This is a genomic window from Ornithinimicrobium pekingense DSM 21552 (assembly GCF_000421185.1).
In the GTDB taxonomy this organism is placed as follows: Bacteria; Actinomycetota; Actinomycetes; order Actinomycetales; family Dermatophilaceae; genus Ornithinicoccus; species Ornithinicoccus pekingensis.
In genome coordinates, this window is sequence record NZ_ATWJ01000012.1 from 1 (window position 1) to 17,465 (window position 17,465).

Below are 17,465 nucleotides of genomic sequence, written 5' to 3' on the forward strand. Positions count from 1 at the left end.
CGCAAGACCTCAACGATCAGATAAGTGGAGTGCTGACCCGCCGGCCGCTACCGGAACCGAGCCTGCCAGAGGATCGGTACAACCCATTAGATGAGTGCGTCCGGCGGCGGAGCCCGAAGCCCTGATCCTCAGCGTGAGGTGCTGCAATACTGCGGCATGCCGTTAAGTCCCTCCCCGACCCGTTCAGGTGCGAAGACGTTCATCGTCATCGGCGTGGTCCTCGTCCTCGGCGCTCCTCTGGTCCTCCTCACCGACGCAAGCCCGGTACTGAGTTGGATGACGGCTGGCGCGGGGATCGCGTGTCTCCTGGTGGGTTTCGCGCAGCGAAGTTCACTGCGAGACCAGGATGTCAACGGATCTTGACGAAGCATCATCGGCAGCATGCGGCGGACGTGCGCAGCCGTCCGCCGCGCGGCATGAGCGGGCGGCGCTCCGCCGGTGTTCTGTCCGTGCTAAAGGTGACACTAGGACCATGAGCAGTTCGAACTGGGTCCTGCGGCCCCCGCCGCCTAGCCCGTCGCGGGCGCCGCTGAAGGTCTCCGTGCGCACGTTCGGGGAGGCGGTGGAAGAGGCCCTCATGTACTACACCCGAGTCAAGCTAGAAACGGTCCTCGAAGACGAGCTGGCGCTTGAGTGGCCGCTCGACTACCCGCCGGCAAAGTCTCAAACGAAACGCGACTTGATCCAGGGCTACACCAGCGGCTGGAAGGTTGCGCAGTTCGCAGGTCTCGCCCGTCGCGTCGTCACCGAGCTAGACGTCGATGACAGTTATCTGGTGGACCTGAAGGAACTTCTTGCCACATTCGACGCGGGCGGCGGGGTCGAGGGACCGACCAAGAACCTCATCTTCGCCGCGAACGGCCCGAAGCCGGAGATCCGACTCCGAGACGCGATGAACAATGACATTGAGATCGTGAAGAACGCCGAGTTCTGTCTGGTCTACGACCGGCCCGTGCCGGCCGAGGGCCTGCAGTTCTCCCGGCTCGTGTCGTGGTGGCGTGGCGTGCAGGGCATTGCCGATGATGTGGGAGACCGAGACGTCGCGCTGAGCCTGCACGCCCGCCTTCGCGAAAGCCTTGGTAGCGACGTTGAGCGTGTCGTGTTCGATGCCTATCAGGGTCGATACAAGGAATCGTTCGACATCCCGGCGCTCGTCCCGCAGGTCTATCTGCACTACGACCCGTATGACCGTAGGACCCGGCAGTCTAGTGGTGTGGCACCGCTCTCGCGACAGCGCATGGACTTCCTCCTCTTGTTCACCGATCGCCGTCGCGTGGTGATCGAGGTCGACGGCAAGCAGCACTACGCCGAAGGCGACGTGGCGAGCCCGAGGCTTTACGCGGAGATGGTCTCGGAAGATCGTCGATTGCGCCTCGCAGGCTACGAGGTCTACCGGTTCGGCGGGTGGGAGTTGACCGGTTCAGGAGCCACCACTCGGGTCGAAGAGTTCTTTGATGACCTCGCGACGCGCATGAAGTAAGCCGGGTCAGTTGATTGCGAGCGCCTCGCCACGTTGTGCTGCTTCGCACTGCCGGCCACCATGATTCGCACGACGCGGCAGTTTCGGATGCTTGCCGAGATCACTCATAGGGGCCAGGTACCCTTCCGTACGCCGCGCACCCCTTCTGGACATGGAGAGTCCCCGGATGGCGCGAACAACACGTGCGCCGCGTGGCATCAAGTCCTTGTCGCGAGTCTGCTGCTGCCGGCTTGGTGCTCGCGGGTGGGCTTGGGTCGGCCCTCGCTCGCATCCGAGCTCGGAGAAGTGAGTACGTTCGCGTCCCGTCTCGGCGCTGGCTTGGCCTGTCGGGGACGGCTGCACTGGTGAAAGGCACTCTGAGTGTCCTGGGTGCCTGTCCGGTTCTGGTCCCCCGAGGAAGTAGGCGAGCGCTTTCGCTCTTCCTGCCGTGGCCGATGGGCGCCACCCACGAAGACGGGCGCTGGAGCCGTCGGTCACCGAGTCACTGGTGTGGTGAGTACGCCGTGGAGCAAGTGGCCGTCGGTGCCGCCGGCGAGTGGGATGAACCGGGAACCAGCCAACCTCTGGAGGAACCTGCGGAGGGAGCGGCGCCCAGCGTCGACTTCTATGGCTACAACTGGTCATAAAGGGGCTCTTCAATTTTGAGCCCATAAAGGTCGCGTATGGCGCCTTGATGCGACGCAGGCCGCAATTGAGATCCATCCGACGCGTGGGAGGGGGGCTCCCTAGAACATCGCAGCACCGCGCTAAGGGCGGCTGACCGGTGGCGATACAGGTCGGGTCGGGCCCTGACTCGCGCTGTATTGAGGGTAGGCACTAATTGGCTTGCGAACGCAACTTCTCAAGCCTTGCGATCGAGAACCCATTTCCAGCCTTAGCCGCGGATTCGTACAGCCTAATCGCCCCGTCGCGGTCGACGGTGGCAAGGCGGTCAGCTAAATGGTCCTGCTCCTGGTGGCTACCCTTCTGAAGGACCTCTTCCTGCCATCGTCTTGACTCGTCTGGATTAGACGCCGCCAACAGAACGGCAAGGGCGGCGGCGGCACTCACTCTCCCAGATTTTGCGGCCGACCGCAGGAGGGTGATAGCCGCGTCCAGATCGATTTCCCTCAGCAACTCTCCAAGTTCCTGCTTTGCCGCAGCATCCGGCGATTCCAGCACTCGGAGTTGCCATTGTCGAGACAGTTCAGGGTCAGACCTCGCAGTCGTCGCAGCGAGCTTCACCGTCGCTTGCATACTTCCGGCCTCCGCAGCCGCGCGATAGAATTCCACTGCCCGCAGGCTGTGAGAGACAACAAGTCGATCTGCCACCTCCTCCAGCTCTTTTGGGGATCCGTTTTCCAGGAGACGCTCCTGCCATTCCGCCGCGCTGGAGCCTCCGCCTGCTATGGTCGCGAGCAAAATGTGGGCCTCCCTGCTCCCCATTTCGGCCGCCCTTATCAGACTGTCTCGACTTCCCGATGGGTCTAGGGCGAGCAAACGCCTACCCAGATCGAGCAACTCTTCAGCAGTACCTACTTCCAGCAGTCGGCTCTGCCAAGTTCTCGAGTCCGCTCGGTTGTGGCGCGCCTGTAGCGTAGCGAGAACCACCATGGCCCAGATAGACCCGCTTTCCGCAAGTGGCTTCAACAACCCGGTGGCATAGTCGGGCAATATTTCGCTCAATAGTTCTGCAGTCATGACCTCTTCTCCCGCCAGATCAGCTGCGTGCACGAAGGCAACATCGGCGCGGGAGATTGCGAGGGGCTGCGGTGTCGCGTGAATTGGCCACCCCAAAGTAATCAAAGCCTTGGCGCCTTCCGGAAAGCGATTCAACTGAGATTCGACGTCATCGGGATAGACCTCGGACCTGACAACGACCAGCTCTCGCCGCTCAAACAAACGTGACATATCCCGCGGGCTGATACCAGTCTTCCCCGATCCCGAATCGAAGAACGCGATTTGCTGACGCGAAGCCAGGGCGGTCGTCGCTGCTCGCAGGGACGGCCCAGTAACCTCTGTCCAAATCAAGGCGCTCAAATCACCCTCGTACCAGAACTCTAGAATTTCCTCCAAGGTACCTCGAAGGGGTTCGCCTCCAGGACGAACGAGTACGTACTGTTTCTGCACAGCCGCCGCCTTGGGATCAGGCACGAAGGACTGATCCATGCGTAACCGAGCCAGACGTATTCTGTCTGCGGTGAGCTGACCCCACGACTCTGACGCCCCAGATAGGCTTGCCAGGCCTTCGTCCACTTCAACCTCTGCGGCGAACTGCACTCTCTGATCAACCGACTGCAGCTCGGTCAGTATGGAGTTTGCCACCTCTCCAACGCTTTGCACGGCCGGAACGACCTGGACGAAGGCCAACTGCGACGCCTTAGAAGCGGAGAGCATGGAGCGCAAGTCATTGGGTGAGAAGGCGCTGAACTTGCCATAGGCAAGGAGCACATCGGCAGCGTCACGACCTCGCCCCTCGATTCGGTAGAGGCTCGCATTGCGTGATCGAATAAGCGGATCCGGAATCAATTGTAGATCGTCTTGGACGTGTTTCAAATGCCCGTCATACAACTGGCTCAGAAATTGGTCCATAGTCTGTTCCGCGTTAGACGCGACCGCATCCGCGTCCTCGCGGGGCATTGCTTCTGTTGCATGCTCAATTTTTTGGACTTGCTCCTCCAGCGTGTCAGCAAAGGCATCGAGTGCGTGAACATCGGCCAGAGCGTGCCGCAGCACTGGCGAGGCAATCCAGGCGCGAGCCTTGACCGACATTCGAGACAGCAGCAGCACTAGAGCCTTCTCATGCGCGAGCAACCGGGCGGATGGCACGAAGACAAGGGTGGGGTCGGCCGCGCCCCAAGAGTAGCTTGGCTCGGCGCTAACATGCATGTCGATTGCCCCCCCTCGTCGCAGATCCTCAAGGAGGGAGTCCACGGCATCGCATATAATACGCCGCTCCGCCAGCGTCAGCTGGTCACCCTCAGGGCCTTCGGGGGGATAAAGCACAGAGACTTTTCGAACGTCATCAAATCCAAGGTTGTCAAAAACGGCGAACAATGAGCTACGCAGCGCTTCGTTGGCGTAATGGCGCCCACCTCCGAACTGAAAACTGCTGAATGTCTGTTCCAGTAGGAAATGGAAAGCCGCCAAGCCGCGATCCTGCGCAGACACGGCGAGGTCGTCGAAGTGCAGGACCGTGGCCCCTCCAGGTGTGCTTCTCACGAACCGGGCAAGCTGACTCTTCAAATCGAAGAAGTGGTCTTGCGAAACGAACAGAAGGAACCGGAGGCACTGCTCCAGGAGCGACATTTCCGAGAGCGGACGCACACGCTCGTCCTTGGTGGCCACTATCGAGCGCAGCACATCGGCTCCAGCCTCGTCCTTGATGATGTCTTGTAGATAGTTCAGACAGTCATTGAGCCCGGACCTCGTAACGAACATACGGTGCGTGAAGAAGGTGTGTTCGATGGCGTATGAACGATCCGCCCGAGCCGCTTCAATCTTCTTTGCAACCGTGTCGAAATACGTCTTATCCGTAATAAAGATGAATATCGCCGGTGCTTGAGTGAATAGGTTCTTGAAGTAGCGTATGACGGACTCAAGCTGGTGCCCTTGTCGGTCATCCACTTTGTCCAGTTCCTCAAGTATTATTACCGTTCGCAATTTCAATCGGTAAAGTTCTGCAAGGACTTCCTTGAGTTCGCTCTCCATCTGGTGCAGCGAGTTGTCATAGAGGAATTCGACCGACCCCGTCTGGCGCCCCGACCGCGTTCGCGAAACGGCGCGGGAACCGCTGAATGCGATGACGCATAGGGCGCTAAGGGCAAGCAGGACGGCGGCCGTCGATCCTATCCATGGTTGCAGCAACGCAACAGAAGCGCTTGCACCAATGACCACGGCGAGTATCCCCGCGAGAGCCTTCAGAACGTTTTCTAGACGAAATGCAATCTCGCCCTTCGTGACCTGCTCGAGCACATCCTCTGAGGTTGCTTGAAACTTCTGCGAGAAGGCTGACGCCTGGGCCTTCTTGTAGGCGGTCTCGACGGTGCGCGCTAGCACGGAGAGGTCGCTTTCGGAGCCATTCGCTTTGCGCTTTCTCCAAAACTTGTAAACGCCAGAGTGTTCGCTGGGTTCTGGCTTCTGCGTGGCTGCAGGTTCTGCCGCAGCTACCAATCTATTGCGAAGAGCGCGCAGAAGGGCAGTGAGGAGTTTTCGCGCATCGATGCTCAGGTCGTCGGACCCCGCTGCAAAAGGTTCTAGTGAGGCGGAGACCTCTGACACGTTCAGAACGATCGGAAAAAGGCTCCACGCGTTTGTCCCCAATTCTCCCTGCGCCATGCGCATGGCTTCAATGACAAGCGTGGTCTTGCCAACCCCTCGATAGCCACTGACAAGGTATGTCCCCCGTTGCCCGGGCTGAGATATAGCGTTCGCTAGAGAACCCACTACGTCTTCGCGTCCGACGAAAGGGGCACCTGCGTCAGTGTCTTGGGCCTCAAGCGAGTCATACGTAGAGGTCGCGTCCCACGAAACATCGAGTGGTAGATTCAAGTCGAAAGCTTCCCTGCGCTGCTGCATCATTGCGCCCACGTTCTCCACTCGCTTGGCATGCCCACCAGAGGTCAGAGTGGCCTCTGCTGTGAAGCAATTTACCTCGCTCTTCACTTCCCAGGGGGACGCGCGCCCCACCGGTCGTCATCAAACGACGTCCTGGCATCGCTGAGCGATGGAGTGGACTGTCGCGCGCCACACGCGCTCGTTACCAGGTGGCTGATGCCGCACACGAGGGTCGGGAACCGCAAGTCATCATGCCGTCGGCAGGGAGGGCGTTGCTCGACCATCCGCTCATCGGCGTTCCGGGCGGACCCGGTGAAGGCTCATAAGCATCCGACTCTCGGCGGAGTCGTGATGTATCGACCGGCGACCAGGCGCGAGCGCCCAGCTCGCAGGTGGCCCAGAGCGGGCGGAGCGATGCTGCCCCATAGTGGGCGGAACTGACGTCAACCGTGAACCTTGGACGGGTTCAGACGCCGGCGACGTAGGCGGTGAGGAAGTGGACGCCGTGGCGGTCGAGGTTGCCGCGGGCTCGGTCGTAGTGCTCGGTGGTTCTGGGGTCGGCATGCCGGGCGAGGATCTGGGCGTCGCGTAGGGGTACGCCGGCGTCGAGGGCGTTGGTGATGGCAGCGTGCCGAAGCGAGTGGGGGCTGATGTGCCGGGGGATCCGCGCGGTCCTCGCGATGCGCTGCACCATCCGGTAGACATCACGCCGGTCGATGGGCTTGCCGGAGAGCGGGCGCAGGATCAGCGGCCCGGTCGTGCGCTCACCGCGGCATGCCTCCAGGACCCGCAGCACGGGCACGGTCAGCGGCATTGTGGCGGGCTTGTTCCCCTTGCCGACCAGGCGCAGCACCCGGTGGCCGCGCAGCACGTCGGCGTAGTCCTCGATCCGCACGGCTGCGGCCTCGGAGGCGCGCAGGGCGTTGATCCCGAGCAGGTAGGCCAGTGCGCCGTGGTGGACGCTGATCGTCTGGGCGACCTGAAGGAAGCGGATCAGCTCCAGCCGGTCCAAGCCCTGGGTCCGGGATTCGTCCCGGTGGACCTTCGGCAGCCGGGCGTAGACGGCCGGGTCGGCTGTGATGGTCCCGTCGATGTGCGCGCACCGGAAGTACCCCCGGACGGCGTGCATCATCGTGTTGACCGAGGAGTCCATCAGGCCGGCCTCTGCGAGCTCGCGGATGTAGAGCTCGACGTGGGCTCGCTGGATCCCGATCAGCGGGTCCAGCCCGTTGGTCTCGCACCAGGTGAACCAACGGCCCAGTTGCGTCCGGTACAGGGCGTGCGTGGCTCCGGAGTACCGGGCCAGGAACGAGACCGCCGCGAGCTGTGCGGGGCTCATCGAGGACGGCTGGAACGGCAGTGCCGCGGTGGAGCTGGTCGTGGTGGACATGGTCGCCTCCTGCGGCGACCTGGACCCGGGCCAAGTCGGTGCCCGCCGCCAGCCCGACGAGGCTGTCGACTCCCATGACGCTACGCCGACCCCAAGCACGCGTCCGGTCGCGGCGAAGTGACGCGGCCTGTGGAGCAGCTGCCTCGCCGCCAGGTGTGCAAGCGTTAGTCCCGTGGGCGCGCCGAAGGGTGGTGGGCAGGGCCAGCACTCGCTGACGGGCGCCCCGGCGCGGCGCCGACGACGCCTACAACAGCATTGGCGCAGGAAGACGCCTGGGTCGGGGGGAAGAACCATATGAGATGTGTGGACCGACAGGAGCTGAAACGGACTGCATACGGACTGCCCGTTGAGCATCGCAGGCGGGTTGGCATGCTGAGCGCATGACGAATGAAGCCGACACACTCGGATCCGGTGCGATCGACTCGAGCGTCGAGTTGCTGGTCTCGTCGGCGTCCCGCTGGATGAAGCGCGCGATGATCGCATGGGCTGAAGACGATGCGGAAGGGGTTGGACTGCTCGCTCCAATCGCGGTGGAGCACCTTGGTAAGGCCGCCCTGTGGCAGCGCAATCCGGCGCTGCTCGTGCCTCTCCAATCGAACGCGGAAATCCCCCTGCACATCCTGGCTGACAGACCGCGGCTGACCGACCCCCGTCTGCGAACGATCGGTCTGGGTGGGGTTCTGGATCGGATCGAGCGGTGTCTCGATGTATTCCCCCTCAACAAGGAACAAAGGAAGAACTTGGTTGACACCCGTAACGGCGTGGTTCACGTCGGCGCGCGCGGAGCGTCGAAGGAGGTACTCCGCGATGCTCTGCGGATCTGCTCCGTGATCCTCGACGACTTAGCAGTAGAGACCGGGTCGTTTTTCGGCGACCAGCACCAGAACGTCGTCGGGCTCCTTGAGGGACAGCGCTCTGAGGTAGAAGGTCGCGTGCGCGCTAGGATGGCCAACGCCCGAAACCACCTTAACGACCTCGAAGAACGGCTGGGACGCGCGGTCTTCGAGGACACGATGGCTGCCCTGGAAGCTGATGCGCCGTACGCTCTGGACACCGGAGACGTGGCCATCGATCATCCATGTCCCGAGTGCGGCTCCAAGGGTCGTCTTGCAGGCCTTCTTGACGCGGAGCCAGAGGTTGACTGGGACGTGGAGAAGATCGGTGGCGGGTATGAGGCATTCCCGGCAGGGGCCTATTGGGAGCTCCGGTTCAGCCCCCAATCCTTTGCTTGTAACGTGTGCAAGCTCCACCTCACCAACCAGGCGGAACTCGCCGCCGCCCTGCTACCCGCGAGCAGGTACGAACTCGACGCCCGTGAACTCGACCACGATTTTGACGTCGACGCCCACGTGCGGGCGTACGAGGCCTACGACTGAGTCAGGGAGTGGCCGCCCCCGCCGAGGTCCGCTCCCGGCGAAGGGACGCGCCCGGTAGGGGCGACGTCGAATCGGCGACCTACGGCATGTCCGACGCTACCGCGTCCGCAAAGCGGCTGACTGACCCAGACACGCCCAAGTTGCGGCCTAGAGCCATGGGTGGTGATGCCCCTGGGCGTCCTTACCTGTTGGCCTAATCTCAGGCAGAGTCCGTACCTGCCCATAAGAGGCCCTGCGGAGTGGGATCGCCACGGTTGTGTGATCAGCGGGCGTTGCGCTGGTGGCATGTGGCCCCAGGACACTACACAATCAGACCATGGCCGAGGGAACGTGGACCGACGAGGCGCTGAGGTCGGGCAAGGGCGACACGCTGGGACGCTTGGCGTACGCGCGACGCGCCGCAGAGTTGATCCATTCAACCCATTCGTTTGAATCGAGCGCGGTATTCGGTTTAAGCGGACCGTGGGGTAGCGGCAAAACATCACTCGTCAACATGATCGTGGAGGAGTTGGTGACTGCTCATTCCAAATGGGAAGTTGCTCGCTTCACACCCTGGGCAACGAGCGATATTCTGGGGTTACTGAGTGAGTTCTACGCTTCGCTGGCTGAGGTCCTGCCCAAGAAGAAGGGGGAGCAATTCCGCCGCGCCCTGGCGGTTACCGCTACGGTGGCGGCACCGGCGGCCAACCTCATCCCGATCGTCGGTGGGGTTGCCGCAGAGGGCGTTAGGACAGCCGGCGACGCTCTGGGCAAGTCACCATCGTGGCAGGCTGCATTCAAAAAAGCATCAGACGAACTGAAGGATTTGGGAAAGCCCATCTTGGTCGTTGTCGATGACATCGACAGGCTTCACGGCGACGAGTTGACAGCGCTACTGAAGGTCGTCCGCCTGCTCGGAAGATTCGACGGTGTCCAATACCTTCTGGCTTACGATGATGAGACTCTGTACCGAAGCATGAATGCGTCTGGTGCCGTGAACCCCCACGACGGTTCCGCGGAGCGGTATATGGAGAAAATCGTACAGTATCCATTGTTCGTTCCCCCCTTACTGCAGCACCAACAACTGTCACGCCTCAATGCGGGGCTTCTCAGTATATCAAGAGAGATCGCTGGTGAAGGCGCTTACGAGGATCGGCTTGGCGGGTTAGTCGACTGCTTTAGTTCGCTCTTGACGACTCCGCGAGCGATCGACAGGTATGTCGCGCAATTGCGCCATCATATTCCCCTTCTGCCGCCAGACGAAGTTGACGATGGGGATGTCCATATCTTGACATTGATTCGAGTCTCTTTTCCGGCACTATTTAGCGCCATTCCCCGTTACAAGAGCGAGCTCATTTCTGGACATACTGGAGATATAAAATTCGGCGGAGACTCGCTCGAGTACGAGCCCTTCGACATCGACCCGTTGCTCGAAGTTGTCCCGCCGCAACTCCGTGGCGTCGCACGGCGCTTAATGGTTTCACTCTTCCCCAATATCCGCGCTACGGGTCAATTCTCAACATTCGCGAGCTCGAGGCGCCAGAGTGTGCACTACGGTGAATATTTCGATCGCTATTTCGCGATGGGCATCCTCGACCACGACGTCAGCGATGCGACGGTAGCGGCGGCCGTTGAGGCGGCGATCCGTGGAGACGCAACTCCGCTCACCGATCTATTCGCCACATCTACTGACGAAATCCGCGGCCTGGTCTTGAGCAAAGGAGCCAGTCCAGCCAACCAGCCGTCTACGGATGTCGGTCGAATCCACTTAGCTGAGGTTCTAGCAGGAGTTGCCAACCAGCTGCCATCAGACGACAGGGGACTGCTCACCGACCTCGACCAGGTCTTTGGTTGGACTGCTGATCTGCTTGGGGGAATCGATGAAGACACCTCGCCGTCCGTCATCGTCGACGTGCTGAGGAAGCTCGCGACCCAGCCCCTTCGAATCCGCGCATGGAGAAGGCTGGAGAATAGCGTGAGGCGCACTTTCCTCGAGAAGTTGCCACCTTGGTACATCGCGGTCACTAAGCAGCTCGTACAGGAAGCGGCGGATGATCTGCTTCAACACCTCAAGCAGGGCGACGCCGCGCCAACTTCGTCCGGTGTGGGGTATCAGATCCACTTCGTGTTGCGGCACGATGCCGAAGGCCTTCGGTCGCGGGTTCACGAGCTTCTAGATTCGACGGACGTGGACCTTGCAATCCTGGCGTCACGTCTTGTTTCTGCTCGCTCTACCACTGGCGGAAAGCCCAATTGGCAACTATCACCTGACTTCGACCAGGAGACGTTCAATCAACTCGCACCCCCGGGTGATGACCCTTGGTACCACGAGCCCGTCCAGAAGGTGGACTTGCATGATCTCAGTTGGGTCAACCGCCGTAGGTTCGCCGCGGGCAGGGTCAGCAGTCCCCCTGCACCACCTGCCGTCCCAGAGGCGGATCCCCCAGCCCATGCTCAGGGCGACTAATGACAGGAAGAAGTAGTCCCAGGTGTGCGCTTTGTGCGTCTTGGTGAGGGCGTTCCCGGCCCCGGCAAGTGTCTGTTCAGCCGCACGGTACTGTTTTCGCTTATTCCGCAATGGGCTCGACGCAGCTGGCCGACTCGCGTGGCGAGACCTATTGCTGGCCGCAGGGCCGCCGTCCTGTATTCAGCGTCACAGCGATGTCACGACTTTCGGCGCCTGCGCGAGCGGTCCCGGTAGGCCCGAGTGCCGGTAGTCCATTCTGGGCGGAATGACGCCGCGAAGCGGCCTCCGGACGGACGACCGCTCATCGGCGGAGCCGTTTTGTCACGCCCCTCATCGGTTCCAGCCCGTCACGAGCCTCGTTGAGAGAGGCGGACCTGGCTCCGCGCCTCAGCCTGCCAGTACATGCGGTCGGACTCAATATTTCAACCGGTCGGCTGGGCTCCCTAGGTGCGGAGATCCTTGGGCCACGAGCGGCGGCCGGCGTGGGGCGAGCCCCTGCGTCATGTCGAGGATCCGACCTGCCGCCTTGGTCACCATCTCTAAGCTGAGCTCCGCCAGCTTCTCTTGGGAGAAGGAGCGCCGCAGGATGCCTGGCAGTTCCAGGTCGGGCGCGAGGCTGCGGATGACGATCCGCGCGACGGCATCGGCTTCCGCTTCCTTGCAGCCCCGGTGATGGCCGGGCGCGCGCCCGCCACCACCTCTCGTCGTGGGTGCCGATGTGGCCGCAGTAGAGGTGCCCCAGCTCGTGGGCGAGCACGGACAGCCGTTCCGTGGCGCTGAGTCGTCGGCTCACCACGGTCTCGTAGCGGATGTCCACCGGCTTGGTCTCGCGCGGCCGACGACGGATGAGCGCCGGTTGCGACGGGGCCCCTTCGACCGGCCAGATGCAGCCGCCGTACCCCAGGCCGAGCGGGACTGACGAGACTCGGACGCCGTCTGACTTGGCGTTCTCGATGACCCACTCGAGCCTGTCCGCGGCCTCGGACAGGTCCCTCATGCGGAGCGGGTCGTCGAAGGCGGGGACCGGTCGGGACTCTGGCGTCTCCTCGGTCTGGGAGATGTCGAAGACGAACATTACCGGGCCGCCACGGACGAGGGCCATGAACGGCTGCGCGTTAGGCCGGATCCGGCGGCGGTAGTCCTGCTCCCAGCGGTAGGCGGGCAGCACGAACCTGACGTCCGGCAGCTGCAGGAGCAGGAGCAGGGCGTTGTAAGGGCGGTACTGCCGGTAGCCGGCCAGGTGCTCGAGCAGGTCGTCGAAACCCTTGACGCGACTAAACCTCAACGCGTGCTCGACCATGTAGCGCAGCGATTCGCTGACCTCGGTCTTCGCCACGTCTTCCGACTCCTCGTCGGCCTGCGCTGGGGCCATGGGGACCCCCTCGTCGAACGGGAGCTGGTCGGCCCACTCCAGGTCGATCGTCTCTTGCTCCTGCACCCGTCCTCCTCGTCCGCACCGACGCCGGAGACGCTACGGGCGAGGTACGACATACCCGCTGCGACGCGCCCTCGGCCCGAGCGTCCGAGGCGCGGGCCGGCGTTCTAGAGTGTGCTCGTCATACGCGGCCCGACGGGCTTCCTCTCCGGACACGCCCCCACCCGCACGAGTTTCGTGCTGCCTGGGGAGTCCTGCCGGTGTTCCTGCTCCGATCGTCCGCGCAGGGACTGACCGTCGGCGAGGCGCAGCTCGCCCAGCACATCGCGGAGCAGATGGCCATCACCACCGGCCGGTCGGCCTCCGCCTCCGAGCGCCGCTCGTGGGAGCGCAGCCTCCCCCGGCTGCGCGCCGACCTCATCGACGCCGGGCTCGGCGACGTCGAGATGCTCGTCGAGTACCAGCTGCCCCTCACCAGCAAGCGCGCTGACGTCGTCCTCGCCGGGCAGCACCCGCAGACCGGGCGAGCGTCATACCTCGTGGTCGAGCTCAAGCAATGGAGCGAGGCGGAGCGCTTCGAGGACAGCGACGTGCTCGTGCGGATCGACGGCTACGGCAACCACCCGGTGCTGCACCCGCTGGAGCAGGTGCGCGGCTACTGCGACTACCTCACCGACTTCGTCGCGGCGCTGGCCGAGGACGAGCACGAGCTCGCCGGCACGGCATACCTGCACAACGCGACCAACCTGGGCATCGCGGACTTGAGGGACATGGCCTCCCCCGACCCGGCGCGGCCGGCGCGGATGTTCAGCGGGCAGGACCGGGGTGAGTTCGTCGACTTCCTCAGGAGCCGTTTCGCACCCGGGGTGCCGGGCGCGGGGTATGCAGACCAGCTCCTGAGCAGCCGTATCGCCCCCTCCAAGCAGCTGCTGGCCCTGGCGGCGGACGAGGTGCAGCGGCGTGAGCAGTTCGTCCTGCTCGACGAGCAACGCGACGCCTACGAGCTGGTGCTCCACGCGGTCGAGAAGGCGCGGCGGGGCACCACCAAGACGGCGATCGTCGTCAGCGGCGGGCCCGGGAGCGGCAAGAGTGTCATCGCCCTGTCGGTCATGGGCGAGCTGTCCCGGCAGGGGCGTGCGGTCATGCACGCGACCGGCTCGCAGTCGTTCACCAAGACCCTGCGCAAGGTGGCCGCGGCGCGTGCGCCGCGGGTGCGCAAGATGTTCAGCTACTTCAACAGCTTCATGGCGGCCGAGCCCAACGAGCTCGAGTGCCTCATTCTCGACGAGGCGCACCGCATCCGGGAGACGTCGGAGTCGCGCTACACCCGCAAGGAGCACCGGACGGGTCGGCCGCAGCTCGACGAGCTGCTCAGCGCGGCGCGGGTGCCGGTCTTCCTGCTGGACCAGAACCAGGTCGTGCGGCCCGGCGAGATGGGGACGGTCCAGGCGATCACCGAGTATGCCGAGTCGCTGGGCATGGACGTGCACGAGATCGACCTCGACGACCAGTTCCGCTGCGGCGGGTCGGCGCTGTATGTCGAGTGGGTCGAGCGGCTGCTCGGGCTGGCGCCCGGCGGGCCGATCCGGTGGGGCGGTGACCCTGCCTTCGAGGTGGGTGTCGTGGACTCGCCCGACGAGCTCGAGCACGTGCTGGCGCTGCGGCAGGAGGACGGCTACACGGCAAGGATGGCGGCCGGCTACTGCTGGCCGTGGTCGGACCCCGAGCCGGACGGGACGCTCGTGCAGGACGTGCGGATCGGCGACTGGTCGCGGCCGTGGAACCTCAAGGGCGACCGCTCGGTGGGCGGGGCGCCGGCGGCGGCGCTGTGGGCGACCGATCCTGCGGGCTTCGGGCAGGTGGGGTGCATCTACACGGCGCAGGGCTTCGAGTACGACCACGCGGGGATCATCATCGGGCCCGACCTGGTGTGGCGTGACGGGGCGTGGCGTGCGGTGCGGGAGGGAAACCGCGACCCGGTGCTGCGCAACCGCACAAAGGTGTCGGACCGCGACTTCGACCGGCTGGTGCGCAACGTCTACAAGGTGCTGCTGACGCGAGGGATGCGCAGCGCCTGGGTCTACTCGACCGACCCGCAGACGAGGGACTTCCTCCGGGGACTCGTCCGGGGATAGCCGGGCGACATGCCGCCCTTGACCACAACCACACACCGACGGATCGACAGGCTTCCAGCGTTGGACACGCCTCCCCCCGTGATGAGCACGGAAGGCGCATGCCGTGGCGGCATGGCTGCTGACGATCAGCAAGGACTACCCCCAGCACTGGACATACGCGCAGGAGCACGGCGTCTGGGACCTGATCACCCCGCGCGGGATCATGGCCGGTGACTTCGTCTACTACTGGCAGAGCGGGGCGTCGCTCCTCGGCAAGGTGCGTGCGCTCCGGGATGCCTACGAGATTGATGCCGCTCAGGTCACTCCGGGGCCGTGGGACGACTGGCCCGGGGCCGAGGACAAGCCGTACGTCCAGCGCTTCCCCCTCGAGGTCCTCGCCGGCGAGGCGACCGAGCAGCCCCGTTGGCACGACGTCGCCGCGGCAACCGGGTTGCCCAAGAACCCCACCTTCGTCCGGAGGGTGAAGCCGGAGCAACAGGCGATCCTGGACGAGTACCTCGGTGGGGACCCCAACCCGCAGCAGTCGCTGAGCGACGCCCAGCGAGAGCGTGTCTTCGCCGACCTGGACGAGGACCTACGGGTCCGGCGGCTGCAAATGGTCGCCCTGCGTCAGGGCCAGCCGCGGTTTCGCGGAACACTCCTGAGTGCCTACGAGGGACGGTGTGCGATCACGGGGACCGCAGTTGAGTCGGTGCTGGAGGCCGCGCACATCTGGCCGCACAAGGGCGAGCAGACCAACGAGGTCTGGAACGGTCTGCTCCTGCGCGCCGATCTTCATACTCTCTTCGACCTTTTCCAGGTGACCGTGGAGGCGGACAGCCTGAAGGTGCGTGTCTCCCCCGCGCTGCAAGGCACCGAGTATGAGGCCCTCGAAGGCACAGTCCTCACGGTGCCGTCGATGCTGGACGAGCAGCCCGCCCGCGAAGCCCTGGCCAAGCACAACGAGGACTGCGCTGATTGGCTGGAGCGATGAACGTCGAGCACTGGCAGGAGCAGCTGCGCACGTTCGCCGAGGACCGGGACTGGGTGCAGTTCCACACGCCGAAGAACCTCGTCATGGCGCTCTCCGTCGAGTCGTCCGAGCTTCTCGAGATCTTCCAATGGCTCACCCCTGAGGAGTCGCAGCAGATCATGGAGGGGCCACGGGCGAAGGGCGTGAGCGACGAGGTTGCCGACATCATGATCTACCTCCTGCGGCTAACCGACGTGTTGGGGGTGGACCTTGACTCGGTCATCGCGGCAAAGGTGGCGAGGAATGCGAGTCGGTTCCCTCCCGTCGACGTGTGATGGCCGATCATGGCCGTCACAGTGGCGGGCATCGTTCAAGGTCGCCTCGCGCGGTATGGGCTCGACCCCGGCGAGGGAGGGTCAGGGTCCGACGAGCCCCAGCGGCACCACACCGATGCCGTCCGGCCTCCGGTACGCCTGTGGCCCGGTCGTGACGACGACTGCATCGAGAAGACGGTCACCGAGCCGGTCGGCGAGCCAGCGCAGGTGTCTCGTGTCGTGATCCGAGACGGTGCTGGACAGCTTGACCTCGACTGCGACGACCCGTCCGTCGTCGCGGACGAGCACCAGGTCCACCTCGTGGTCCCCGTTCCGCGTCCGCAGATGACCCACGGATGCCTCGGCGGCCTGTGCTGACACACGGAGGCACAGCGTGGCGAGGGACTCGAAGAGATGGCCGAGCATGCTGCCGGACTGCGGGCCCACTGGCGAACCGACGCCGTCGAGCAGCGCGTCCTTGCCCAGGCCCAGCAGCCGGGCTGCCAGTGCGGGGTCTGCGAGATGGTGCTTGGGGCTCTGCCCCAGCCTGGTCAGGACGCTTCCGGCGGGCGTCCAGGCGGGCACGGGGTCGATCAACCACAGCTGGGTCAGGACCTCACGGTAGGCGATCGAGGTGGAGCGCGCCGGTTTGTCCGCCTGGCCCGGCGTCGCTGCATCGAGGATCTGTGAGTAGCTGGCGGTGGTGGACGTGGCTGCGGCGTAGGCGCGTAACCACAGCAGCATCGACTCCGGCTTGCGGACCGCGAGGCCCTGCTCCGGCACGTCACGGTCGACCGCGTTGCGCAGGTAGGAGTCCAGCTGGAACCGACGCGCCCGGCCGGTGAGCGGGCGCAAAGCGGGGAACCCGGAGGCGACGATCTCCTCGACGTAGTCGTCCAGCCGCAGGTCGCACGACCCGCTGAGCGCCTCGCGTCGGCCCGTCAACAGCGAAGGCACGCTGACGCTCGTGCTGGCTACGCCGCGTTCGGACAGTGTCATCGGACGCATGCGCAGCCTGCCGATACGACCCGCGCCCGAGTGCGCCGTCGCACCCACCGCCGGGCTGGCACTGCCGACCAGGAGGAACTGACCGCCGGACGGATCGTCGTCGACGGCGCGCCGCACGACGTCCCATACCTCGGGGACCTTCTGCCACTCATCGATGAGCAGCGGACGGTGCCGACGGAGGAGCTGCTCAGGCTCAGCCTCGATCGCCTCCCTCGCGGAGCGAGAGTCCAGTCTCAGCAAGCCCTCGACGTGCTGCTCAGCCGTCGTCGTCTTGCCGACCCCCTTCGGGCCGTCGATCGCAACGGCGGGCACCTGAGTGAACAGGTCGTCCAGTTCGTCGTCGAGCACACGCCGTCGGTACTCCATGCTTGCATCATACAAGGAGCAGGCTTCGAATCGGACAGTTAGCATCGGCTTTGGCAGACGAATCGCAGCAACCCCTCGCCTCTGACG

At 64.1% G+C, this 17,465-nt stretch carries 10 protein-coding genes; 6 read left to right on the top strand and 4 right to left on the bottom strand.

Annotation, left to right across the window (positions count from 1 at the left end; all coding sequences use genetic code 11):
- Positions 1–472: 472 nt before the first annotated feature.
- Positions 473–1,480: a hypothetical protein gene (locus K330_RS21170; protein WP_022922241.1), complete on the top strand. Its 1,008-nt coding sequence runs from the start codon at positions 473–475 to the stop codon at positions 1,478–1,480.
- Between the two features lie 816 nt (positions 1,481–2,296).
- Here K330_RS21170 and K330_RS0112955 read toward each other — a convergent pair.
- Together K330_RS0112955 and K330_RS0112960 are read right to left on the bottom strand one after the other, a co-directional pair.
- Positions 2,297–6,040: an ATP-binding protein gene (locus K330_RS0112955; protein WP_156875806.1), complete on the bottom strand. Its 3,744-nt coding sequence runs from the start codon at positions 6,038–6,040 to the stop codon at positions 2,297–2,299.
- 442 nt (positions 6,041–6,482) lie between these two features.
- Positions 6,483–7,406 carry a tyrosine-type recombinase/integrase gene (locus K330_RS0112960; protein WP_022922243.1) on the bottom strand — a complete coding sequence of 308 codons (924 nt, stop codon included), beginning with the start codon at positions 7,404–7,406 and terminating at the stop codon, positions 6,483–6,485.
- A 380-nt stretch (positions 7,407–7,786) separates the two neighbouring features.
- Between K330_RS0112960 and K330_RS0112965 the strand changes: the two genes are divergently transcribed.
- Both K330_RS0112965 and K330_RS23365 read left to right on the top strand, forming a co-directional pair.
- Positions 7,787–8,782 (top strand): hypothetical protein, encoded by a 996-nt coding sequence (locus K330_RS0112965; RefSeq protein ID WP_022922244.1) that lies wholly within the window; start codon positions 7,787–7,789, stop codon positions 8,780–8,782.
- Between the two features lie 316 nt (positions 8,783–9,098).
- Positions 9,099–11,228, top strand: a complete 2,130-nt coding sequence (locus tag K330_RS23365; protein ID WP_084617520.1) for a KAP family NTPase — start codon at positions 9,099–9,101, stop codon at positions 11,226–11,228.
- Between the two features lie 301 nt (positions 11,229–11,529).
- Here the strand turns inward: K330_RS23365 and K330_RS0112970 are convergent, their stop codons facing one another.
- Entirely contained in the window at positions 11,530–12,666 is a 1,137-nt protein-coding gene (locus K330_RS0112970; protein WP_022922245.1) for a M48 family metalloprotease, read from the bottom strand.
- A 197-nt stretch (positions 12,667–12,863) separates the two neighbouring features.
- On the opposite strand from K330_RS0112970, the gene K330_RS0112975 reads away from it, so the two are divergent.
- From K330_RS0112975 to K330_RS0112985, 3 genes are all read left to right on the top strand, one after another.
- Complete coding sequence (locus K330_RS0112975) at positions 12,864–14,738, top strand: DUF2075 domain-containing protein (protein WP_022922246.1); 1,875 nt, start codon at positions 12,864–12,866, stop codon at positions 14,736–14,738.
- A gap of 103 nt (positions 14,739–14,841) precedes the next feature.
- Positions 14,842–15,711 (top strand): HNH endonuclease, encoded by an 870-nt coding sequence (locus tag K330_RS22840; protein WP_022922247.1) that lies wholly within the window; start codon positions 14,842–14,844, stop codon positions 15,709–15,711.
- Entirely contained in the window at positions 15,708–16,025 is a 318-nt protein-coding gene (locus K330_RS0112985) for a nucleotide pyrophosphohydrolase (RefSeq protein ID WP_022922248.1), read from the top strand. The genes K330_RS22840 and K330_RS0112985 overlap by 4 nt, the downstream gene beginning before the upstream one ends.
- An 81-nt stretch (positions 16,026–16,106) precedes the next feature.
- On the opposite strand, the gene K330_RS0112990 is transcribed toward K330_RS0112985, so the two are convergent.
- On the bottom strand, positions 16,107–17,378 hold the full coding sequence (locus K330_RS0112990; RefSeq protein ID WP_022922249.1) for an ATP-binding protein: 1,272 nt from the start codon (positions 17,376–17,378) through the stop codon (positions 16,107–16,109).
- Between the last annotated feature and the right edge of the window lie 87 nt (positions 17,379–17,465).